20 protein-coding genes and 2 pseudogenes are annotated in these 20,612 nt (G+C 70.5%); 18 read left to right on the top strand and 4 right to left on the bottom strand.

What is annotated here, in order from left to right; all coding sequences use genetic code 11:
* Nucleotides 1-236 precede the first annotated feature (236 nt).
* Nucleotides 237-487 (top strand): annotated as a pseudogene (locus AC51EU_RS14160) (IS1380 family transposase); the annotation flags it as partial.
* Between the two features lie 304 nt (nucleotides 488-791).
* On the opposite strand, the gene AC51EU_RS14155 reads toward AC51EU_RS14160, so the two are convergent.
* On the bottom strand, nucleotides 792-1,346 hold the full coding sequence (locus tag AC51EU_RS14155) for a GNAT family N-acetyltransferase (RefSeq protein WP_496267244.1): 555 nt from the start codon (nucleotides 1,344-1,346) through the stop codon (nucleotides 792-794).
* On the bottom strand, nucleotides 1,343-2,611 hold the full coding sequence (locus AC51EU_RS14150; RefSeq protein ID WP_496267245.1) for an NsdA family TPR-like regulatory protein: 1,269 nt from the start codon (nucleotides 2,609-2,611) through the stop codon (nucleotides 1,343-1,345). The genes AC51EU_RS14155 and AC51EU_RS14150 overlap by 4 nt, the downstream gene beginning before the upstream one ends.
* A 416-nt stretch (nucleotides 2,612-3,027) precedes the next feature.
* Between AC51EU_RS14150 and AC51EU_RS14145 the strand changes: the two genes are divergently transcribed.
* The 16 genes and pseudogenes from AC51EU_RS14145 to AC51EU_RS14070 form a co-directional block, all read left to right on the top strand.
* Entirely contained in the window at nucleotides 3,028-3,924 is an 897-nt protein-coding gene (locus tag AC51EU_RS14145) for an ATP-binding protein (protein WP_496267243.1), read from the top strand.
* Nucleotides 3,921-4,325 carry a hypothetical protein gene (locus AC51EU_RS14140; protein WP_496267242.1) on the top strand — a complete coding sequence of 135 codons (405 nt, stop codon included), beginning with the start codon at nucleotides 3,921-3,923 and terminating at the stop codon, nucleotides 4,323-4,325. Before AC51EU_RS14145 ends, AC51EU_RS14140 begins: the two co-directional genes overlap by 4 nt.
* Nucleotides 4,326-4,728: 403 nt before the next feature.
* Entirely contained in the window at nucleotides 4,729-4,929 is a 201-nt protein-coding gene (locus AC51EU_RS14135; RefSeq protein WP_496267241.1) for a DUF5999 family protein, read from the top strand.
* Between the two features lie 257 nt (nucleotides 4,930-5,186).
* Nucleotides 5,187-5,603, top strand: coding sequence for a hypothetical protein (locus AC51EU_RS14130; RefSeq protein ID WP_496267240.1), 417 nt, complete (start codon nucleotides 5,187-5,189; stop codon nucleotides 5,601-5,603).
* A gap of 111 nt (nucleotides 5,604-5,714) precedes the next feature.
* A complete protein-coding gene (locus AC51EU_RS14125; protein WP_496267239.1) occupies nucleotides 5,715-6,302 on the top strand; it encodes a hypothetical protein in 588 nt (195 codons plus the stop codon).
* A gap of 47 nt (nucleotides 6,303-6,349) precedes the next feature.
* Nucleotides 6,350-7,084: a hypothetical protein gene (locus AC51EU_RS14120; protein WP_496267238.1), complete on the top strand. Its 735-nt coding sequence runs from the start codon at nucleotides 6,350-6,352 to the stop codon at nucleotides 7,082-7,084.
* 24 nt (nucleotides 7,085-7,108) lie between these two features.
* Nucleotides 7,109-7,339 (top strand): putative ATP-grasp-modified RiPP, encoded by a 231-nt coding sequence (tgmA, locus tag AC51EU_RS14115; RefSeq protein ID WP_496267237.1) that lies wholly within the window; start codon nucleotides 7,109-7,111, stop codon nucleotides 7,337-7,339.
* A gap of 93 nt (nucleotides 7,340-7,432) precedes the next feature.
* The gene (locus AC51EU_RS14110) at nucleotides 7,433-8,416 is read left to right on the top strand and encodes an MvdC/MvdD family ATP grasp protein (protein WP_496267236.1); all 984 of its coding nucleotides are present in this window, start codon (nucleotides 7,433-7,435) and stop codon (nucleotides 8,414-8,416) included.
* A gap of 201 nt (nucleotides 8,417-8,617) precedes the next feature.
* Nucleotides 8,618-9,508: a hypothetical protein gene (locus AC51EU_RS14105; RefSeq protein WP_496267235.1), complete on the top strand. Its 891-nt coding sequence runs from the start codon at nucleotides 8,618-8,620 to the stop codon at nucleotides 9,506-9,508.
* Nucleotides 9,509-10,220: 712 nt separating this feature from the next.
* A complete protein-coding gene (gene fxlM / locus AC51EU_RS14100; protein ID WP_496267234.1) occupies nucleotides 10,221-11,456 on the top strand; it encodes a methyltransferase, FxLD system in 1,236 nt (411 codons plus the stop codon).
* A gap of 51 nt (nucleotides 11,457-11,507) precedes the next feature.
* Nucleotides 11,508-11,699, top strand: coding sequence for an FxLD family lanthipeptide (locus tag AC51EU_RS14095; RefSeq protein WP_496267233.1), 192 nt, complete (start codon nucleotides 11,508-11,510; stop codon nucleotides 11,697-11,699).
* A gap of 91 nt (nucleotides 11,700-11,790) precedes the next feature.
* Nucleotides 11,791-14,856 (top strand): lantibiotic dehydratase, encoded by a 3,066-nt coding sequence (locus AC51EU_RS14090; protein WP_496267232.1) that lies wholly within the window; start codon nucleotides 11,791-11,793, stop codon nucleotides 14,854-14,856.
* A complete protein-coding gene (locus AC51EU_RS14085; RefSeq protein ID WP_496267231.1) occupies nucleotides 14,853-16,085 on the top strand; it encodes a lanthionine synthetase C family protein in 1,233 nt (410 codons plus the stop codon). The genes AC51EU_RS14090 and AC51EU_RS14085 overlap by 4 nt, the downstream gene beginning before the upstream one ends.
* Nucleotides 16,067-17,056: a thiopeptide-type bacteriocin biosynthesis protein gene (locus tag AC51EU_RS14080; protein WP_496267230.1), complete on the top strand. Its 990-nt coding sequence runs from the start codon at nucleotides 16,067-16,069 to the stop codon at nucleotides 17,054-17,056. The genes AC51EU_RS14085 and AC51EU_RS14080 overlap by 19 nt, the downstream gene beginning before the upstream one ends.
* A gap of 111 nt (nucleotides 17,057-17,167) precedes the next feature.
* A complete protein-coding gene (locus tag AC51EU_RS14075) occupies nucleotides 17,168-17,296 on the top strand; it encodes a hypothetical protein (RefSeq protein ID WP_496267229.1) in 129 nt (42 codons plus the stop codon).
* 24 nt (nucleotides 17,297-17,320) lie between these two features.
* Nucleotides 17,321-17,698 (top strand): annotated as a pseudogene (locus AC51EU_RS14070) (NUDIX domain-containing protein); the annotation flags it as partial.
* 111 nt (nucleotides 17,699-17,809) lie between these two features.
* On the opposite strand, the gene AC51EU_RS14065 reads toward AC51EU_RS14070, so the two are convergent.
* Nucleotides 17,810-17,965: a hypothetical protein gene (locus AC51EU_RS14065; RefSeq protein WP_496267228.1), complete on the bottom strand. Its 156-nt coding sequence runs from the start codon at nucleotides 17,963-17,965 to the stop codon at nucleotides 17,810-17,812.
* Between the two features lie 251 nt (nucleotides 17,966-18,216).
* On the opposite strand from AC51EU_RS14065, the gene AC51EU_RS14060 reads away from it, so the two are divergent.
* Entirely contained in the window at nucleotides 18,217-18,366 is a 150-nt protein-coding gene (locus AC51EU_RS14060; RefSeq protein WP_496267227.1) for a hypothetical protein, read from the top strand.
* A 1,074-nt stretch (nucleotides 18,367-19,440) separates the two neighbouring features.
* Here the strand turns inward: AC51EU_RS14060 and AC51EU_RS14055 are convergent.
* A protein-coding gene (locus tag AC51EU_RS14055) for an IS630 family transposase (RefSeq protein WP_496267226.1) occupies nucleotides 19,441-20,507 on the bottom strand; the annotation gives its coding sequence in 2 pieces (ribosomal slippage) (nucleotides 19,441-20,061 and nucleotides 20,064-20,507; 1,065 coding nt in all).
* Between the last annotated feature and the right edge of the window lie 105 nt (nucleotides 20,508-20,612).

Here is a 20,612-nt window from a genome sequence, read left to right as displayed (position 1 = left end):
CGCCGCACCGCCGGTCACGAACTTCCGCAACATGACGGCCAGTCAGCTCAATGCACTCGGAAACCTGCCCCTGACCAGCAGTAATAGCGAACTGCAACTGGAGTACTAAGAAGCTGCTCAGTCACCGTGCCCCCTTGTCGCTTTCCGATGAGCATAGCCGTCACAGCATGACAAGGCAGCCGGGACTTCATTAAATTAACCTCGCCGTGTGCCCGTGTCGAGGCGGCGGCTATGGGATGGCCTCGCAGGCCGGGTCGGTGTGCCGGTCGAGACGGTCCGCAATTCCGGCCTGGACACCGCGATATCGGGGGCGCTGGCGTCGTAGCGCAAGTCGCGGGCGGTGCGCGATCCGGGCAAGATCCTGCTGGAAGTGGCCCTGGCTGTCGCACTCGGCGGGCACTGTCTGGGTGACGCCGGCATGCTGCGGGCCGAGCCGGGCGTGTTCGGCCCGGTGGCCTCCGATCTGACCGCCTCTCGTCTCGTCGACACGAACAACAGCCGCAGTGTGGCGGACTGCTCCGTCCGCTTCGAAGTCCTCGATGCGACCGGCGATGCCCTCTGCGCCACAGGCGTGACGGCGGACAAACTCGGGGCCGGGAGCGTCAGGAGACGCGGCCCCGCTGGCGCCAAGTTCAAGAACGGGAGGTTCGCGGACATCCGAGGCATACGGATCTCACAGGTGGACCGAACCTGATGATCTTGCGCGGATGAGCTGGGACGGATGAAGCCCTTACCGAAGGTGGGGCTTCATCGACTCGTCTGCGGCGCATTACCTCGGAAGCCGACGTCGACTAGCGCCGCCGGACAGGACGAATCATCGCGGCGTACACCGGTGAGTCCGCGTATGGTTGCTGGTCACCGATCTTGCGGTAGCCCCATGCCTCGTACCTGGCTTGGAGAGCCCCGTCACCCATCGCCGGATTGACGAGGAGCGTAACGCGCTCCTCGGTGCGCGGAGCGAGCCACGTTTCGTGGAGCTGCCAGGCCACGCCGCTGCCGCGCCACGGCTTCCGCACGACGATCTCGTTCAGCGCGACAGTGCGACGCCCGTTCTCTTCGCTTACCTCCTCAGGGAGAGCGATTTTCATGTGCGACCACCACGCCGATTCCGGACCGAGTGGGTATCCGAAGCAGAAGCCCACCGCCTCGCCGGCTTCGTGGGCTACCACCGCAGTCCAACCCGGCCGGGAAGCGTACTTCGCCAGCCGCTCACTGAACCGTTCCACAGACTGAAATTCGCTCGTGATGCCGAAGTCCTTGTGCCGGACTTCGCTGTGGACTTCGAGAATCGTCTTCTGAATCGAGGGCAAGTGCTCGGCCGTGGCCTGGCTGAACTCGACAGTCACGCTCGTTCCTTTCGCTCCGTGTAACGTACGTTCCAATCCGACGCGCACCGTGCGCCAGGAGCGATGTCCCTGAGCTCGCGATCGAACTTGGCGACGAGCCGCCCGGTGCGTCCCTTCAGCAAACCACCGGGCTCCTTGGGCAGCGCCGCCAGGGCCGTCTCGCAGGACGCCTCAACCTCCCCCTGTCGCAGCTGTGTGAGGGCGAGATGGACTGTGTAGTAGGACCGGTTCCGGCGGTACTCCGGACGGAGTCGAGCGAGTGTTCGATGTAGGTGTGCCTCCGCATCACCATGTCGCCCGAGCCGCGTCAAGATGAGGCCAGTCAGCCCTTCAAGTTCCGCGGGGTCGTAAAACCCGATCCATGCTGGCCGCACCTCGCCTGGGTCAGCCTGACCGAGTGCCGTATGGGCCCGGTCAAGGGTTCGGAGGGCAACCCGATCGTCCCCTACCCGGGCCTGGATGCCAGCCAGACGGGCACAGGCCAGGGAGCGGTAGAGCGGATCACGGCGGCACGCCTGCGAATCACGCGCGACCTGGGCTGCGGCGAGAGCTTCCTGGATATGTCCAGGCCGCTGTGCAGCCAGCATCGACGCATGGCCCCACAGCCTCAGTTCGATCTCAGGGTTCCGGGAGAGGCGCGCGAGGTGCAGGCCATCCACGAGGTGTCGTCGAGCCCGGTCGGGGGCGTGATCGTCTACAGCGGCCCACAACGCCGTACCGGTGAAAGCTGCTGCGAGATAATAGAGACGGGAACGAACGCGGCTGGCGATCGTACCGACCGCCTGGCGCTCTAGGGCGTGGTGTGCGAAGGCCAGGGCACGGGTTTCCAACTTGACGTTCCCACCGCCTTGGTTGTCCTCAGCGACGAGTTGGTTGAAGGCGGCTTCCAGGTCATTGACGTCTTTCATCCCGACACGTGGGCGCGCTGAAGCGGACGGGACGGGGAGTAGGGCGCTTACTGCTACCGATGCGCTTCCGGTGGCGAACCGACGTCGCTCCACTGGGTCCTCCGATACTGCCGGTACGAGGTGGGCGGACGACGCTCCGGCGTTCCGCTTAGGCGGCATGAACCCGAGTTGTTCCGCACTCACGTCGAATTCTGCTTCGAGAGCCAGCCGCTGTCTCTTCTGCGGCCAACGCGTTTTTCCTGTGAGCCAGTTGCGGACGTGCCGAGCATCGATTGCTCCGGGCTTCCCCGTGATGTCCTCAATGTGGGCGTTGAGGTGCCTCGCCAGTTCCGCCTGCGTGAGCCCCGCGCGTGCCATGTAGGCCGCTAGATGGACATTGGACGTCGCCGACTTCACGTTGCCCTCCATGGACTCACCGTAGCGACAGATAGCTTGGCCGCCGCATAAAGAAGGTAAAAATTTCCGGTACCGCGCAGCGAAGTGGGCACTGGAATTGCCTGTCGTGTGGCTGTAGATGCGGATTACCTCTTGCTGTGCCGTCGCACGATCGGCGGTCTCCCACCCCCGACGAAGCCGAGGCCGGCATGAGGACGAGCCAGAGCATCCCCCTTCCTTCCCTCCGAGATGACGCTGCGTTTCCGGCCGCCGCCGTGTACTGCCGCAACAACACCGCCCCACACATCCGGCTAGGCAGTGCGTCAAGTAAGGCCGGGGCACCCCTTTCGGAGGCCCAGGCAGAGCCGTCCGGATTCATCCGTCGCCTCGCGGTCGATGTGTGCGAGGCGACGGCCCCTCTTGAGAACGCCCCTCCCCCGCTGCCCGGGCCGATTCTGCGTGGTCTGTGGCTGAGCGTCGGCGACAGCGTCGACGGCGTCTCCTCCGCCCGTGCCGTGATCCGCGCCGCGCTGGCCCGGTGGGGTCTGGCGTCCTGCAACGCCGCCATCACGATCGAGTACCTGATCACAGAACTAGCCGCCAACAGCCTGCTGCACGGTTCCGGGCCGGTGTCGGCGGAGCTGACACTGCGGGCGGGGAGCTTGCTGCTTGAGGTGCGTGACGCCTCGATGCGGATGCCTGCCGTGCGGGCGGTGGACGACCTCTCCGAGCACGGCCGCGGCCTGGGGATCGTCGCGGAACTGGCCGACGCGTACGGCTGCTGGAGAACGGCCGGCGGCAAAACAGTGTGGTGCATGGTGGGGCTGCCGCCCGAGGCCACCGCGCGGGCCGCCACCGTCGACCTGGGCCAGATGAGCGTGGCCGCCGTACACCTGGAACCCCCGTACGAGACAGAGGTACTGCTGCGCGCCGACGAGCTGCGCGAGGTCGCCGGGTGCGAGGCGGTCTACGACCGGCTGGACGCCGTGATCGGCGGGGGGCCGCGGCCGTCGCCGGGCGAGGTGGCGGCCCTGACCGGGCGAGCGCGGAGCACCCTGCGTCACCTCGTGTCGAACATCCTCATCCCGCCGGCGCCGCACGACCGCCCCCCGCACGCGGAGGCTGATCCGTGCTCGTTCGTCGGACGCGTCTGCACCCGCGTCAGGGCGGGACAAGACGTTCTCGACCAGTCGCAGCAGGCGCTCACTGACCCCGCCCAGGCCCTGTCCCGGCTGCGGCGCTTGTCTTACGCGTGCCTGGATCTGCTGGATCTGCTGGCCGAGGAGGTCTCGTGACGTCGCCCTCCTTGCTGGAGATCGCCTCCGACGCGGTGCGCGGGGACCCGCGGCTGGTCCTGGAGACGGACGCGGAGTGGACGATACGCCGCGGCCTGACCGCGCTCGCCCGCACCGCCCCCTCGACACCCACGGCCCCCGCCGACCCGCGGGTCGCGGCGGTACTCCGACCGCATATCCCGCAGGTGGAATCGGTCATCGCGAACCTCCTGCCGTACGTGGCGCATCGCGCCGACCGGGCCGGGCCGGACAGCGTCACGGCCGCGACCGTCCGCCGGGCCCGCGACTTCATCAGCGGCTCGGACCACACCCTCACCTACCCCGCGAGGCGCCGACTGTGCCTGCTGCTCTACACGGCCATGCGCCTGCTGCGCATCGCGCGGGCGCCGCGGCCGCCGTAGCCCTGTGCTCCCGCCGGCACCCACCGTCCCGGACGCCCAGCCCGACGCCCGGCCACCCCTCGCGCGTCGGCCCCGCCGATCCGCCCCCGAAGTCCTGCCAGGGGCGGACCGGCGTAGCAAGGCTCCGGCCCTGTTCCGTCCTTCGCCCGATCTGAAGAGAGCAGCTCCGCATGACCGACCACCACCGTGATCACTTCCCCATCCGCCGCGGCCATCCGGTAGCGGAGAAAACGATGGAAATCGTCGTGTGGGTGGTGGCCGGCGCGATCGGACTCCTGCTGCTCGGCCTGCTCGCCGTGGTGGCCTTCGCCCACTCCGTCGTCTCGCCCTGACCGCGGCTCTCACGGGCGACGAAGCCGCCGCCAGCGCCACTTCCCCAACCACGATCCCGAAAGCCACCCTCATGTGCACCCATCATCCGCCGTGCCCGAGTGCCCGCGCCGCTGACCGTGAGGCCGCGCACTCCGTGGCGGCCCACCCCGAGCAGGGGTGGAGCCTGCTGTGCAACGGCGTCCTGCTGTTCGAGGACACCGGTGAACTCCTGCCGGACGGGCAGGTCATCGCCCCGCACCGCCCCACGGCACCAGTGGTGGCCGCCCGATGACGGCAACGACGAGGCGGGCGCCCACCGCACCGCACAGTGGCCCAGCGGTATCCGGTGTGCCCTACCTCGCGACGTGGTCCGGGGAACGCATTAACAACAGAACGCTCGTGGTGGGTGCCGGCGGCCGGCTGGATTTCCTGCAGCCTCGGCACGATGACCGAGACCGGGCCGGGGTGTTGTGGTCCCGCCGGGCCGAACGCCTCGGCCGGGGGGAGCCCGACTTCGGTGGGGTGCATTCCCGTCGTCAGCGCCGGTGCATGCGCGACCTGCTGTGCCACATCTGCGGCCGCAGCGCGGACGTCAGCGCCCGTGGTGTGCTGTGGCTGGTACCGGCCGCCCCCGGCGAAGTGCTCCAGCCCGAGACGACCCACCCTCCGGTGTGTGTGCCCTGCGCCGTCGCGGCGATGCGGTCGTGCCCCCGCCTGCGCCGCACCGGCGCCCACGCCCTGCGCGTGCGCCACCCCCGTCCCTGGGGAGTGTTCGGCGTCCTCTACCACCCCGGGCGCGACGGTGCCCTGCACCCCGAGGAGACCGTGGAGATCGACTACTTCGACTCCGAGGCGCAGTGGGTCCTCGCCCACCAAATGATCACAAGCCTCGACGAGTCCACCCGCGTGAACCTCGCCGAGGAACACGCCCGCCACCTCGCTCTCGCAGCGCGGAGCAGCCGGTGACCTGGCCCGCCGTCCATGAACCGACATCGCGCACCCGGTGTCCAGGTCACCGGCCGCCCGCGCTGTCACCAACCCCTTCTCCTGCCCGGCCTCCCTCCGAAGGAACAATCCATGAAACCCAATTCCGGCATCCTGGCCCTGAGTGCGGCGACCGCGGCGCTCCTGCTCGCCGGATGCTCGTCCGCTCCGGGCGCCGCTCCCCGGACCGAGGCCGCGCACCAGACCTCTTCCCGTCACGAGGCTCCGGGGAAGGTCGCCGGCCCCACCGACGAGGTCTGCGGCCTCCCGGTCCCCACCACGGTCGTCGCACCGCTGCTGCCCAGTGGGAAGACGGCCAAGCCCGAGAAGATCGCCAACCCGGCCGGCTCTGGCACCGAGTGCATGTACCACGTCGACGGCCAGCCCGCCCTCGACGTCGCCTACCAGCCACGCGCGCCTCACCACGACATCCGCGCCGCCGCCGAGAGCAAATTCATCCCCGCACGCCACATCCGATACCAGGGCGACGACACGGCGCTGTTCAAGCCCAACACCCCGATGCTCGGCGGCATGAAGATCCGCCCGTGCGGCCCCGGCGGGCCCACCCAGGCGTGGATCACGGTGCTGAGCCCCGCAGACGCACGCGACGCATCGGACGCGAACCTCACCGCCGCCGTCGACGCCATCCTCCACGCCGCGGCCACGAAGACCGGCTGCTGACGCCAGCACTCATCCCACTCCCGTACCACCACCTTGAAGAAGGACCGATGACTGTTGATGTCGTGCGTGCTGCCGCGGCCGGCTTACCGGCCCGGCGCCTGGCGGCCACCGCACTGGGCGCCGCCCTCGGCGTATGCCGCGGCGGCACGCTCGTCGAGATCGGCACCACCGACAGCGCCCCCGCCGCCACCCTCCGCCTGCTGCCGCCGCTCCTTTCCGTCCTGGCACGCCAGGGCAGCAGCGCACTGTCGGCCGTGCCGCGTACGGGCGTACAGGCGTCGCTGCGCCGCCACGGCATACGCTCCATCATCGTCACCCGCGGCCCCCGCCCCCTCGTGCACCTCGCGCAGACGGTCGACGTCGTCCGGCTGACCGACCTCGTCATCGGCGCGCTGCCCGCGGCGTCCGGCGCGGCGGCCTACCGGCTGCGGATGGCACTGGTCACCGCGGGGCTGCCCGCCGCGGTGACCGTCGAGGGCGCCCTCGTGGGCATGGGGCCGTGGGAGCCCCGCGACGCGGCCGCGGTCTGCGTCCGCCTGGCGCCCGACGTCGCGTCCTGCGTCGCCGACCTCAACCCCGGCCTCCCCGCCGATCAGAGCGTCCTGGCCCAGTACCTGACCTTCGCGCTCCAGCGCGCCGCCGGTATCACCACGGGGCGCGGCGCGCTGAGCTGCTACCGCACGCGGACGGGGCAGATCGGGATCTGCCCCGCCACCCCGCGCCAGGCCCAGTACCTGGCCGACGCCCTCGCGCCCTTCCTCCCGACTGCCATCCCCCAGTAACCGCATCACCTAAAGGAAGCAACGATGCCCAACACCTTGACCTGCCGCCGTCCGTGGGCGCTGTCGAACTTCAGCGCACCGAAGCCCGCCTCCGCGGCCACCGAGCCCGCCGAGCTGATCTACGACCCCCGCCGGCAGATCACCACCACCGCCAAGGGCACTCCGGCTCACGCCCAGTTCCGCGCGAGCACGGAGACGACCACCAACGGCCAGATGCAGAGCGATGACCGGGAACTCATCCCCTACCTGTGGTGATCCCGGGCACCGGGCGGGCCGCGCACGTCTCACGGCCCGCCCGTCACCCGGCCTGAACTGAACTGCTCTCCCGACACGAGGAACAACGCCGTGATGTCCCGTCCTTCCGCGCGGCCGGTCTGCGTGATCACCACACGGACCGATCCGACTGCCGACCGCGTCCTGCTCGCCCTCGAACAGATCGGCACCCCAGCCATCCGATTCGATCTGGCCGATTTCCCCGAGCACGTGAACCTCGACGCCCGCCATGACGGTCGTGCCTGGTCCGGCACGCTGAGCACCGCCCACCACCGCGTGCGCCTGGAGGACGTCGGCGCCGTGTGGTGGTGGCACTCCAACCCGGCGCACATCCCTGCCGGGCCTCACCTGTGCGCGGCCGAGGCCGAGTGGGCCAGCGGGGAGGCGAACGCGGGGGTTGCCGGTGTGCTGGCCTCGTTGCGGTGCCGCCACGTCAATCACCCCACCAGCACCCACGCCGCCCAGTGCAAAGCCGATGTCCTCGCCGCAGCCCCGGAGCACGGCCTGTCCGTCCCGCCGACGTGGATCGGCAACGACCCCACCGCCGCCCAGGCGTTCGCCAACAGCACCGGGCCACTGGTGACCAAAACGCTGCGCCTGCCCGGCATCGTCTACCCCTCCGGCGAGGCCGCCGCCCACTGCACCACCCGCGTGGACCCCGCCGACCTGGACGACCGCATCGCCCACGGCATCCAGCAACTCCAACTGCGGGTGAACAAGGCGTTCGAGGTGCGGCTCACCACCGTCGGCGCGCACCAGTTCGCCGCGCGGATCGACGCACACTCCGACGCCGCACGGACCGATTTCCGGGCCGACTACGACGCCTTGACCTACCGCACCACCGATATCCCCCACCGCGTCCGGGCCGGCATGGCGCGGCTGATGGCCCACTACCGCCTCCACTACGCCGCCACCGACTTCCTCGTCGACGCCGACGGCGAGTGGCATCTGGTCGACCTCAACCCGGCCGGCCAGTACGGCTGGATCGAGACCGCCCTGCCCGACCTGCCCATCACCGCGGCCCTCGCCCGCCTGCTGACCACCCCGCTGACGGACTGATCCTTTCCGTCAACCGCCCGGAGGCACGAGCATGACCGGCACTGTCACCATCGGCACCTGCCCCCGAGCGAACGGCTGACCGCGGCCATGAAGAAGTGTCCGCCGACAACCGTGCTGCGGGTCGGCGTCTTCGCGCTCGCTGTCGTCCTCTTCCTCCTCGCAGCCCGCCACCATGCCTGAACCCTGTCCGAAGGAAGTCCCGTGACCGTCCCCGTCGTCCACGACGACCCCAGCCGCATCCGGGTCCTCGCGTGCATCCTGCCGCCCTACCCCCTGAGGGATACGCGATGGCGGGCGGCCGTGCGGATGATCCGCGGCCAGCGCCCATGCATCGTCATCTGCCACGGCCAGCCCGACCCCCGCGCCGACAACGGGGCGCACATGTACGAGACCGCGGCGCACCTGACCCTCCGCCCCCGGCCCGCGCTCACCCCGGTCCCCGTCTCGGCCTCGCCGGCCCTGGGCACCACCATCGTCTACCTCGACCCGATGCTGTGCCGCATCACCACCCGCGGGCACCTGCGCACCCACTCCGGCCAGCACCTCGCCCACCCCGCCATACGCGTCGACGACGCCCCCACACCCCTGCACCTCACCGGCCTGGCCCTGCCCGCAGACCCCGACCGCAGCGCCGCCGACCTGTGGAGCCTGACCGACCTCGCCGCGCCCAGGACGGCCGCCCTCCTCAGCACCGTGCACGCATGCCCCACCGCCCAGGCACCGCCCTGGAGCACCGACCCCACCACCCACCCGAACACGGCCACGGTCACGTCCCCGTGGGTGGACCTGGCGCACCACGCCGCCACCCGCCTCGGCCAGGCAGGCGCGCTCGTCCCGACGCTGCCCTCGCACCCGGCGATGCCGCGGCCCGACCACCTCTACGCCACACCTCAGACAGCCGAAGCCCTCCACCGCGTCGAGGTCATCACCACCCCCGCCGTCCGCAAGGTCCTCGGCGGCCACGCCCCCCTCCTCGCGGTTTTCTACCGCGACAAGCTCAACAAGATCCTGTCGAACAGCCGCCCTCAGTCCCGGCCAAGCCCCCGGCCCGGCACCACCACTCCCCCTCGCGCAGACAGGGCACTGGCGTGACCGCGCGGGCGCGTGCCGTCGCACGCACAGCAACGGGTGCGGTCGTGTTGCTGTCCGTGCCCCTCGCGGCGGGTACGGCACCCGCGGCCCACGCGGATTCCGTACGGGACCGGCAGTGGCCGCTGTCCGCCAACGGGCCGTTGGCCGTTCCCCGGGAGGAGGCGGGGGCCGCGCCCGTGGTGCGGCACAGTGCGGCGGCGGCCCCGGCCCCCCGGGACGGGGTGCGTCCGATCGTGGTGGCGGGGGTGTGTGCGGGGACGCTCGTCGTGGCAGGGACCGGGTTCGTCCTGTCCTCGCCCCCTCCCGGTGGCACCTCACCCGCGAGGAGGGCTGACATGCGGGACCACGTTGCGCGGACGGCGGCAAGCCTGGCCGGGTTGCTGGCCGTGGTCATCGCGGCCGGCGCGACTTCCGCGGCCCCCTCAATCTGCGGGGCACACCGGTCCGGGCGGCTGGACCCGGCTCGTACGCACTCTGCGGGACGGCGGGGTCACCAATCTGGACGATCTTGTGCCCGCCACCTGGCGGCCTTGAGCAGCGGACAGAACCATCGGACGGCTGTCCAGGCAGCGCCGAGCCCTCGCACGCCGTCCACCAACACCTCAGCAGCACAAAGCGAGTTGACGGGAACGGAGATCATCCGTCGCTAGCCTCCCAGCCACCGGCAGTTGCTGCTGTCCCGCCCAGAACACGCACGAGCGAAGGAATCTCAATGACGAACACGACGATCGAGCCCGACGAGGCGACCCGCCTGCGGAACAAGGTGGTGGACGAGCTGTGCGCGGACGGCACGATCTCCTCGCCCGAGATCGAAGCGGTGATGCGCAAGGTGCCCCGTCACGCGTTCGCCCCGGAGGCGACCGTGGAGAAGGCGTACGAGACGTACGCCGCGGTGATCACCAAGACGGACGAGTACGGCGTCCAGCTCAGCTCCGTCTCCGCGCCGCAGATCCAGGCCCTGATGCTGGAGCAGGCCAGGGTACGGCCGGGGATGAGGGTGCTGGAGATCGGCTCGGGCGGGTTGAACGCGGCCTACCTCGCCGAACTCGTCGGCCAGGACGGCGATGTCGTCACCGTGGACATCGACCCCGCCGTCACCGATCGCGCCCGCCGGCTCTTGGACGAGCACGGCTACGGTGCGGTCCGTGTCGTCACCGCCGACGCGGCCGAGCCCGTCCCGGGTCTCGGTGAGGTGGATGTCGTGATGGTGACCGCCGGGGCCTGGGACATCCCTCCGGCCTGGACCGCGCAGCTCAAGGAGGGCGGTCGGCTGGTGGTGCCGCTGCGGATGCGGGGCCTGACCCGCTCGGTCGCCTTCACCCGCGTCGCGGGCGAGAGCGGCGGCTTCTTGGAGAGCGAGTCAGCGCGGATCTGCGGGTTCGTCCCGATGCAGGGCGCGAGTGCCCACCGGGAGGAGCTGCTGCTGGTCAACGGGACCCCAGAGATCGGGCTGCGCTTCGACGACGGTCTTCCGGCCGATCCGCACCGGCTGGACAACGCCGTCACGACGCCGCGCCACGAGGTGTGGACCGGCGTCACCATCGGCCTCCAGGAGGTCATCGACACCCTCCAGATGCATCTGGCGATCTCCCTGCCGGGGTTTTGCACGATGGCCGTCGACGAGGACCTGGACACGGGCCTGGTCGCCCCGGTGAACAAGCGGTTCGCCCTCGCCGCCGTCGAGGACGACTCCTTCGCCTACCTCGTCACCCGCCGCACCGAGGACAACAAGCACGTCGAGTACGGCGTGCATGCCCTGGGCCCGAACGCGAAGAAGTTCGCCGACAAGGTCGCCGACGCCCTGCGCGACTGGAAGGCCCGCCGGCGCGGCGGCCCCAGCCCGGTCATCCGGGTCTACCCGGCCGGCACCCCCGATGACCAGATCCCGGGCGAGAGGGTCATCGACAAGGTCCACCGCCGGATCTCACTCTCCTGGCCCCCGGAGTAATCCCGGGAGTCAGGTCGTCCCGCACCACCGAACAGGAAGGAAGGCACCACCATGCCGAACTCCACCTTGGCCCCGTCCGCGAGGACGGCGGACCTGGAGGACGATTTCGCGCCCTTGGACGTGAAGGTCGTCATCGCCGAGTACCCGCACGGCAAGCTCATGTGCTCCACGGGCGACGGCTGCGGGCAGACCTGCGCGAACGGCGCCTCCGCCTGCAATTCGTTCGTGGAGGACCCGGCCTGATCCAGGCCACTGCGTGACCGGTGGGCCGGGCACAGCACTGCGCCCGGCCCACCGGCCCCTTTCGCTCCCGCGTCGTCCGAAGGAAGGGCCCATGGTTTCCCGTGCAGTCGCCGACTACCAGTGGCAGGGCGCCGCGATGCTGCGCGCCACCACCCTCCTGGGGCCGGCAGATGTCCCCCGCACCCTCGATCTGGACGACGTGGCCGTCATACGCGGGTGGCTGAACCGCGTCTGGCAGCGTGAGGAAGTCCGCGGCGCGCTGGAGCTGGCCAGCCCTGCACTGTCCGCCGCCATCGAGGCCGTCGTCCAGAGCCGGCAGACCGGCCTGCGTCACGTGCGCCGCACGGCACTGTCCACCGTCTCCTACCTCCTGCGGTGGCAGCACCGCCCGACCCCCCTCGGCCTGTTCGCCGGCACCGCCGCCGTATCGGTCGGGCGACGAGCAAGCGTGCGGTGGCGCGATACGCACCGCACGGTGGTCCGGCCGGACACCGAGTGGGTCACCGAGATGATGCTGCGCCTCCAACGCAGCCCCGAACTGCTGCGGCGGTTACCGCTCGTCGCCAACAACGCCGCCCGGGCCCGCAGTGACCGGCTCGTGGCGCCGGGCCCGCCCGCCGACGGGCGCGCCTTCCTCCTGGCCCCGGTCGAGATATCCGTCCGCAACGCCCGCCCCGTGACCGCCGCCATCGACGCTGCCGACTCCCCCATCTCTTACGCCGACCTCCACGCCCACCTGCGTGACAGGTTCCCCCAGGCCACCACGGAGAAGATCGACGCGCTCCTGACGAGTCTGGTCGAGCAGCAGTTCCTCATCACCAGCCTGTGGGCGCCCATGACCACCGTGGACGCCTTCGCGCACCTGTGCCGCGAACTGGAAAGGCACCAGGCGGACACCGTGCCGGACGTAGGGGACCTGGTCCAGGAACTGAAGGCGGTGCACGAGGACCTCGGCGCCCACCGGTCGGCGCTCTCCGGCAGCGGTGTGCGCGCCGTTGCGGCACGGATGGGCAGCCTCTCGTCCGTCACCCCGACGCCGCTGCTCGTCGATGCCGCTCTCGACTGCGACGTGCAGATCCCGCAGGCGGTGGTCGCGGAAGTACAGGCAGCGGTCACGGCCCTGTACCGGACCACGCCGCAGCCCTACGGCTACCAGCACTGGCGTGACTACCACCGCCGCTTCCGTGCCCGGTACGGCGTCGGCGCCCTGGTGCCGGTGATGGACCTCGTCGCCGACAGCGGCCTTGGCCTGCCCGCCGGGTACGTCGGCTCCGAGCGCGGCCGCGCCCCGAAGCTGCTGACCGACCGCGACGAGAGGCTGCTCGCCCTGGTGCAGCAGATCCTCATGGACGGCGGCGACGAACTCCTGCTCACCGACGCGGTGATCGACGCCCTGGAAGAGGCCGCCGGGAGCGATGAACGGCTGCTTGTGCCCCGCCTGGAGGCGGCCTTCGAGGTCCACGCGCCCAGCACCGCGGCCCTGGACCGCGGCGCCTTCGAGGTGCTGCTGACCGCCGTGCCCCGACCCGGCAGCAGCATGGCCGGCCGCTTCGCCCACCTCCTGCCGCCCGAGCAGCACGACGCGCTCGCCGCCACCTACCGCAGCGCCCCGGACACTGTGCCCGCGCAGCTTGTCTTTCCTCCGCGCCGCCGACGCAACGAGAACGTCACCCGCACACCGCGGATGCTGCCCCACGTCATCGAACTGTCCGGCCACCGGCCGGCAGACCAAACAACCATCCGGCTCGCCGACATCGCCGTCACCGCGGACGCCCGCACCTTCCACCTCGTGCAGCTGTCCACCGGCCGCCGCATCGATGTGCGGGTCCTGCACGCCCTCGAAGGCGGCACCCAGACCCCGCCACTGGCCCGCTTCCTCGCCGAGGTGGCCACCGGACGGTACGCCGCCTACAAACCGTTCGACTTCGGTGCCGCCGCCCGGCTCCCCTTCCTGCCCCGGGTGCGCTACCGCCGCACCGTCCTTGCCCCGGCACGGTGGCTGCTGACGGCCGACGACCTGCCCGGCCGGGCAGCCCCGGCGGCGCAGTGGGACCACGCTTTCAACGCCTGGCAAGACCGCCTCCACGTCCCGCCCCGGGTCGCGGTGATCGAGTACGACCAGCGCCTTCCCCTGGACCTGTCCCATCCGGTCCACCGCCGCCTCCTGCGCTCCCGCCTCGACAGCACCGGGCGCCTGGAGCTGCGCGAGGCCCCCGACGGCGACGACCACGGCTGGATCGGGCGGGCGCACGAGATATGGCTCTCCTTCGGCCGTCCCCAACCCGAGAACGCCACCGCACCCCCGCCGCGCCCCGCCACCCCGCCCGCTGCTGAACCGCACCTTCCCGGCGCCGGCGATGTCCTTCACGCGCATCTCCACGCGCACCCCCGCCGCTACGACGAGATCCTCAGCCAGCACCTGCCCCGCCTTCTCGCCGCGTTCGGCGACACCCCGCCCCTGTGGTGGTTCACCCGGCACCGGGAGATGGCACGCCCGGACGCCGACCAGCACCTCGACCTCACACTGCACCTGCCACACGGCACCTACGGCGCGGCGGCCGAGCACATCCACGCCTGGGCCGGCGGGCTTCACGGCCTCGGCCTGACATCCGGCCTCGCCCTGGCCACCTACCAGCCGCAGACCGGGCGCTTCGGCCACGCGGCGGCCCTGGACGCCGCGCACCAGGTGTTCGCGGCGGACTCCGCCGCCGCCCTCGCGCAGATCCACCTCACCGAGCACACCGATGTCTTCGCCCCGCAGGCCCTCGCCGCGGCCAGCGCCCTGCACCTGATCACCCGCCTCGCCCCCAGCGCCCGTGAGGCCGAGGAGTGGTTGGTGCGCAACCTGCCCCAGGGCACCGGGCGACTCGACCGGACGCTGCGCACCCAGGTCCTCGAACTCGCCTCACCAGAAGGGGAAAACGCGCTTGCTGTCCTCCCCGGCGGCCTCCAGGCCGTCGAAGCGTGGAAGGCTCGTGCCACCGTCGTAGACGTCTACCGCCGCGCCCTGCCCGCCGAGCGCGATCCGCTCACCGTTGCCCGGTCCCTGCTGCACCAGCACCACGTCCGGGCCCTGGGCGTCAGCCCGAACGCGGAAGCGACCACGCTGCGCCTCGTGCGCACCGCGGCCCTCCAGCACCAGGCGGCAAGCCGATGACCACGCCGACCGCCGCCGCGGCGGCGCTCCTGGAGCAGTACGCCGCCCGTCTGGCCGAACCCGCGCCCCCGCCGCCCGGCGAACCCTGGGCAGTGCAGTCCCTCGCCGACGGGGCCGCCGGCATCAGCCTGCTGCACATCGAGATCGCCGCCCGGTACGGCGGCTCCTGGCACCCCGCCCACCGCTGGATCACCACCGCGGCCTGCGGTCACATCAGCGCGGCCGACACCACCGGCCTGTTCCTCGGCGCCCCGGCCATCGGCTTCCTCCTCACCACCGTCCCGCCCGCCTACCAGCACCTGTACGCACCGGCGCGCCAGACCCTCCACCAGCACATCACTGCCCTCGCGCACCGGCGGACCGACGCAGCTCTCGCCCGTATCAGCAGCCGCGACCTGCCCGCCTTCTGCGAGTACGACCTCTTCTACGGGCTCACCGGCATCGGCGCCTACCTCCTGCGCACCGAGCCCGAGGGCGCCGCGCTGCAACGAGTCCTGCGCTACCTCGTCGCCCTGACCCACCCGCTCCCGCCTGGGGACCGCGGGCTGCCGGGCTGGTGGGTCCGCCACGACCCGGCCCGCGGCGCCTCCCCTCACTTCCCCGGCGGACACAGCAACCTCGGGGCCGCCCACGGCATCACCGGCCCCCTCCTGCTCCTGGCCCAAGCACTGCGCCAGGGCATCACCGTCACCGGACACCGCCAGGCCCTGTGGACCATCTGCGAATACCTCGACACCTGGTGCCAGCACGGCCCCTCGGGCCCGTGGTGGCCCGAACACCTCTCGCGCCACGACCTCGAACGCGGACGCCCTCACCACGACGTCCCCGCGCGGCCGAGCTGGTGCTACGGCACCACCGGCATCGCGCGGGCCGGGCAACTCGCCGCCCTCGCCCTACGCGCACCCGCCCTCCAGGCGTTCTACGAGGACGCCCTCCACCGGGCCCTGACCGACCCCGCGCAGCTCGCCCACGTCACCGACACCGGCCTGTGCCACGGCTGGGCAGGCATCTACCAGACCGCCTTCCGCGCCGCCGCCGACGCCCGCGACTCACGCCTGCACACCGTGGCCCAGCGCATCGGCGACGCCTTCGCCGCACAGGCCCGGCCCGGCCTCGCCCCGGTGCCGGGGCTGCTCAACGGCGACGCCGGAACCGCGCTCGCCCTCACCACTCTCGCCTCGCAGCAGGCACCGACCACCGGATGGGACGCATGTCTCTTGATCCACTGATCCAGCCCGGTCCGGGCCCGGCCCACCGCGCGGTCCTCGCCGTCCTCACCGGCCTTCCGCTCGCCGACGCCGCGCGCCAGCACCGGATGGACCCTGCGGTCTTGTCCGACGCCGTCGCGGTCTACGACCAGGCCGGCCGCGAGGCCCTGGCCCACCACGCCTCCACCACCGACTGGTGGCAGGTCTACCTCCACTTCACCGACTGGGCGAACGCCGACACCACCTTCAGCGCACACACCCTCCCCCTCCTGCGGGACGCGGAGGCCGTCGGCGCCGTCGACGGCTGGTGGTACACCAGGAAGCACCCCTGCTGGCGCCTGCGCCTCCGTCTGCGGCCCAAGACCGGGACCAAGCTGGCCCTCGGCTGCGACTTCGACCGCCTCGTCACCGACGGGCACCTGCGACGGTGGTGGCCCGGCATCTACGAACCGGAAACCGCGGCCTTCGGAGGCACCGCCAGCATGACCGCCGCACACGACCTGTTCGTCACCGACAGCCGGGAAGTGCAGCGGCTGCGGCAACGCGACAACCTGGCCGTGGGACCGAGGGAGTTGTCCGTCCTCCTGTGCTCGATCATGCTGCGCGCCGCCGGACTGGAATGGTACGAACAGGCAGACGTCTGGCACCGCGTCATCACGGACGAACACCGCTCAACCGTCGACGGCGTCCCCACCGACCGTCTCCACGCCATGGCCCATGAGATCCGCCCCTTACTGCTCGCCGACAGCGACAGCCTGCTGCGCCGCGGCGGCCCGCTGGAACCGGTCAGTGAGTGGGCCGCCGCCTTCCGCGACACGGGCCAGGCCCTTGGCCGCGCCCTCCAGACCGGGACCCTCGACCGCGGACTCAGGAAGGTGCTCGCCTACCACGTGATCTTCCACTGGAACCGGCTCGGGCTGTCCCTGCGAGGGCAGAGCATGCTGGCCTGGGCAGCCAGAGCAGCGATCCTGCACGAAGAGAGCAGCGCATAGACCGGAAGGCCCGTCTGGACATCCTGGTAATAGCACCCAGGACACGGGGCGTCCGCCGCCCAGCTGAGGGACGCCCCGTGCTCCAGCCTCACCACTGATCGGAGAGTGCACATGCCCGCCCCCATCACCACCCGGCCACGCACTCCTCGCCCGCCGCAGCCGCAGACCGCGCTGGGCGTCGGCGTCATCGTCCTCGATGCCACCCGCGGCCGGGACCGAGTCCTTCTCGGCCGACACTGACGCGGAACGCTCGGCCTCCCCGGCGGCAAGACCGAACCCGGCGAGAGCCTGGAAGAAACAGCGGCCCGCGAACTCCGCGAGGAGACCGGGCTGATCGCCACTCCCAGCGACGTCGAGGTCTTCGCACTGCTCCTCGACCACGTCGACGGCGTCCCCCGCCTCACTGCGGGAGCCCTGGTCACCAGCTACGAAGGCGAGGCGACCGTACAGCCGGGCGAGGCGTACGAGAGCTGGGTCTGGATACCACTCGGCGCCCTGCCCGACGGTCTGTTCGTCCCCACCGGCCAGGTACTGCGGGCCCGCTGGCCCCACCTGTCCATCGACCATCCTCCAGCCCACCACTACATGGTGGGACCCGCCGACCTGCTCAACGCTCCCGCCGCAGAGACCGTATCCACGTGATCAATGAGCCCGACCGAGCTCGACAGGGCGACGCCACCTCAGCAGCACTCGGACACCGGCAGCCGTAAGGCAGACCGCCTCGCGCACGCGCGCCATCCAGACCGGCCAGAGCTACGCATCCGCACTCCACACCTCGGGGCCCCCGCCCCTCCACTCGATCAGCGCCGAATCGGAAAGATCAACAGCGTCCGGGTCCAGCCCTGCCCGGCGCAGGAATTCCAGCAGGTCGGCCGGGCCGTAGGCGATGCCGAGGTTCGTGTCGTCCACGTGCACCCGTCGCCCGCCCGTCCCGGTCGGCGGCTGCACGACGACCCGAGGATGCCCACGTCCCATGACCTCAGCTTGCGATCCCTGCCACCGCCGCGCATCCCGGGCACGGTGAAGTGTCGGGCTGTCCCAACTTCCAGCGCCAAGAACCGCTGCCCGGTACGATCGTGCCGTGCCGGCGAGTCCGTCTGTCCTCCCTCCGATGTGCCCGGGTAAAGAAGCCTGGGCCCCTTCAGGACGGAGAGGCGTGCATGCAACGGCACTTACGGAGGGCGGTCACCCCGGTACGGCAGCGGTTGGGTGATCTGCTCACTCGGCTGGGTCGGCGTGAGCTGGCGCTGATCTGCGTGGGAGCAGTCGTCTCCGCGCTGGCAGCGCGGATCGTGGACCGCCTGCTGTAGCCGGTGACCACGGCGCTGGAATCGCCGTGGTCACCGGCCGATCAGGGACCGCCCCGGAGCCCTGTCCGGTACGCCGGGCAGGGCTCCACCACGAGCGGCCAGGGACCAAGTCTCAAACCCAGTACATACGTATTGGGTTTTGGGCGGCGAGGAACCCAAAATGGTATATGCAGGACTACCCCCGCGGGTGCGGGGACGACACTTGCTGACCTGGGCTTTTGTTACGTGATCAAGCGTCGTCCCCGCACCCGCGGGGGTAGTCCGCCGGAGTTCGCGTTTTGCGCCCCGCAAACCGGGTCGTCCCCGCACCCGCGGGGGTAGTCCGACCCTCGTTCGGCACCGATGATTCGCAGGCAGGTCGCCCCCGCGCCTGCGGGGGGTCGTTCGGTGCTCGCCTCCGCGCGGGAGACGGCCCTGGCGTCGTCTCCGCACCCGCAGGGATAGAGGAGTGCACCGTCGTCGGAAAAAAGAGGCCAGCCCGATCCACTTGGCCGCCATCATCCTCGCCCCGGATCGCATATGAACGGTCGAAACGACGGTCTTGTATCACGATCTGCGGGAAATGGAAGGGGTATTGGAGCTTGACCACATAGTGGATGAGGGCTACGTAACGGGGCCTGGTAGTCGGTAAGCACAACATCCCTGACCAGCAGGCCGGTTGGCTCGAAAAGATGTTGAGGAAACCTTCCTCCCGCGGTCACTTGCATCGAGCGAGTGATCGACATTGATGCATCGAGCCCTGGGGGGAATGTGGCATTACAGAGAGCATCACGCAGAAGATCACAAAAATGGGTTGCGCTTACGGCAGCCGCTGCAGTGATTCCCATCATGGCGCCGGAATCCGCGTCTGCAAGTGAGGGGCAGACCGGACGCTCTGTGATATCAACGGTGGCGCCACTCGGGACTCCCGTTCCTACCCTCAAGGAGCTGCACGAGCAGGCACTTCAAGGCAAACTCGAAAGAACCCAAAAGAATTTCCGAGAGGGGCCGGTCGGGGCCATGGAAAAGGTCGGGCCCGCAGCACGATTTGGCAAGTTGTCTACTGAGGTTGAACTCGTGATGTCGCTGGGTTGCTCAGGCAGGTCTGATGGTCAGGCCGGTCTCGGCGAGGCAGCCGTCTATGAGGTCGCTGCGGTACTGGATGTGCCGTAGGCCGCATCGTATGCGCTGGACGAGGTGTTCGGGGGTGTGGAAGGCGACGTTGGAGAGCCAGCCGCGCCGAAGAAGGGACCAGATCCCTTCGACGGGGTTGAGGTCGGGTGCATAGGGCGGCAGGTAGTAGATGGTCAGCCAGTCCCGGGCTTCCGCCCATTCCCGCAGCTCGGCGGCTTTGTGGACGGTGAGGTTGTCCCAGACGAGGACGATCGGGCCGCCGAGCTGCTGGTGTGCGGCGGTCAGCAGGTCCCGGTAGTCACACCAGGAGAAGCTCTTGCGTCCGTTGCGTCGTCCGTCGTCCCGGCGCGGCCGGTAGACCAGCCGGGACCGGCAGCCGGGTTTGCAGCAGGTCAGCGCGGCGATGGATATCCGTCTGCGGGAACGGCCCCGCACCCGCACCACCGGGGTCCGGCCGCGCCGGGACCAGGTCTTCGCCTGCGGCGGCGTCATGGAGAATCCGGCTTCGTCCTCGAAGACGAGCCAGGCTCCACGGGCCGCCGCGAGCCTTCCGCGCAGGGCCACACCTCCTTGACCCACCCGGCCACCGCCTCGCCGTCCCGCTCGACCGCCCGTCGGGCCGGGACCTGGCAGGACCAGCCGTTGCGCACCAGCAGCTTCCGCACACCCTGGACCGTGTAGGTCAGGTGGAAGCGACGGCCGATCACCGTCTTCACACGACTCAGGGTCCAGCGCTGGTCCTCCCAGCCATGCGCGGCCGGTCCTTTGGCCAGCTCCGCCTCCAGCTGCGCGAACTGTGCCTCGCCCAGCCTCGGCAGTGATGCCGGCCCCTGCGACCGCAGAGCCCGCGGACCGCCCTCGTCCCACGTCCGCCGCCATCGCTGCACCGACCGGACGCTGACCCGCAGGTCCTTGGCGATCACCGCACTCGCCTCGCCCCGGGCGAACCTCTCGGCGGCCTTCAGTCGTAACTCCTCACGGAAATGCTGCCGTCCGGCGGTCAGCCCGCCCCCTTGTGGATACCGCATGCCCCGGTGATACCGCACGGGCGACGAGCCGTCAGCCCCTACGACACCACGAGTTCAACCTCAGTAACCCCCGGCCCTCTGCGAGACCTGGGCCGCCCAGTGCTT

It is taken from the genome of Candidatus Streptomyces philanthi, assembly GCF_059553635.1.
The sequence above is the reverse complement of the archived record's forward strand: the minus strand, read 5'-3'. Positions and strand labels throughout refer to the sequence as shown.

Bases quoted from the DNA above. Each gene is read 5' to 3' on its own strand.
- AC51EU_RS14095 (WP_496267233.1), top strand. From the start codon at position 11,508: ATGCCGAACTCCACCTTGGCCCCGTCCGCGAGGACGGCGGACCTGGAG.
- tgmA (WP_496267237.1), top strand. From the start codon at position 7,109: ATGCCCAACACCTTGACCTGCCGCCGTCCGTGGGCGCTGTCGAACTTC.
- AC51EU_RS14075 (WP_496267229.1), top strand. From the start codon at position 17,168: ATGCCCGCCCCCATCACCACCCGGCCACGCACTCCTCGCCCGCCGCAG.
- AC51EU_RS14080 (WP_496267230.1), top strand. From the start codon at position 16,067: ATGTCTCTTGATCCACTGATCCAGCCCGGTCCGGGCCCGGCCCACCGC.
- AC51EU_RS14110 (WP_496267236.1), top strand. From the start codon at position 7,433: ATGTCCCGTCCTTCCGCGCGGCCGGTCTGCGTGATCACCACACGGACC.
- AC51EU_RS14125 (WP_496267239.1), top strand. From the start codon at position 5,715: ATGAAACCCAATTCCGGCATCCTGGCCCTGAGTGCGGCGACCGCGGCG.
- AC51EU_RS14130 (WP_496267240.1), top strand. From the start codon at position 5,187: ATGCGCGACCTGCTGTGCCACATCTGCGGCCGCAGCGCGGACGTCAGC.
- AC51EU_RS14090 (WP_496267232.1), top strand. From the start codon at position 11,791: ATGGTTTCCCGTGCAGTCGCCGACTACCAGTGGCAGGGCGCCGCGATG.
- AC51EU_RS14150 (WP_496267245.1), bottom strand. From the start codon at position 2,611: ATGGCACGCGCGGGGCTCACGCAGGCGGAACTGGCGAGGCACCTCAAC.
- AC51EU_RS14135 (WP_496267241.1), top strand. From the start codon at position 4,729: ATGTGCACCCATCATCCGCCGTGCCCGAGTGCCCGCGCCGCTGACCGT.
- AC51EU_RS14060 (WP_496267227.1), top strand. From the start codon at position 18,217: ATGCAACGGCACTTACGGAGGGCGGTCACCCCGGTACGGCAGCGGTTG.
- AC51EU_RS14085 (WP_496267231.1), top strand. From the start codon at position 14,853: ATGACCACGCCGACCGCCGCCGCGGCGGCGCTCCTGGAGCAGTACGCC.
- fxlM (WP_496267234.1), top strand. From the start codon at position 10,221: ATGACGAACACGACGATCGAGCCCGACGAGGCGACCCGCCTGCGGAAC.
- AC51EU_RS14120 (WP_496267238.1), top strand. From the start codon at position 6,350: ATGACTGTTGATGTCGTGCGTGCTGCCGCGGCCGGCTTACCGGCCCGG.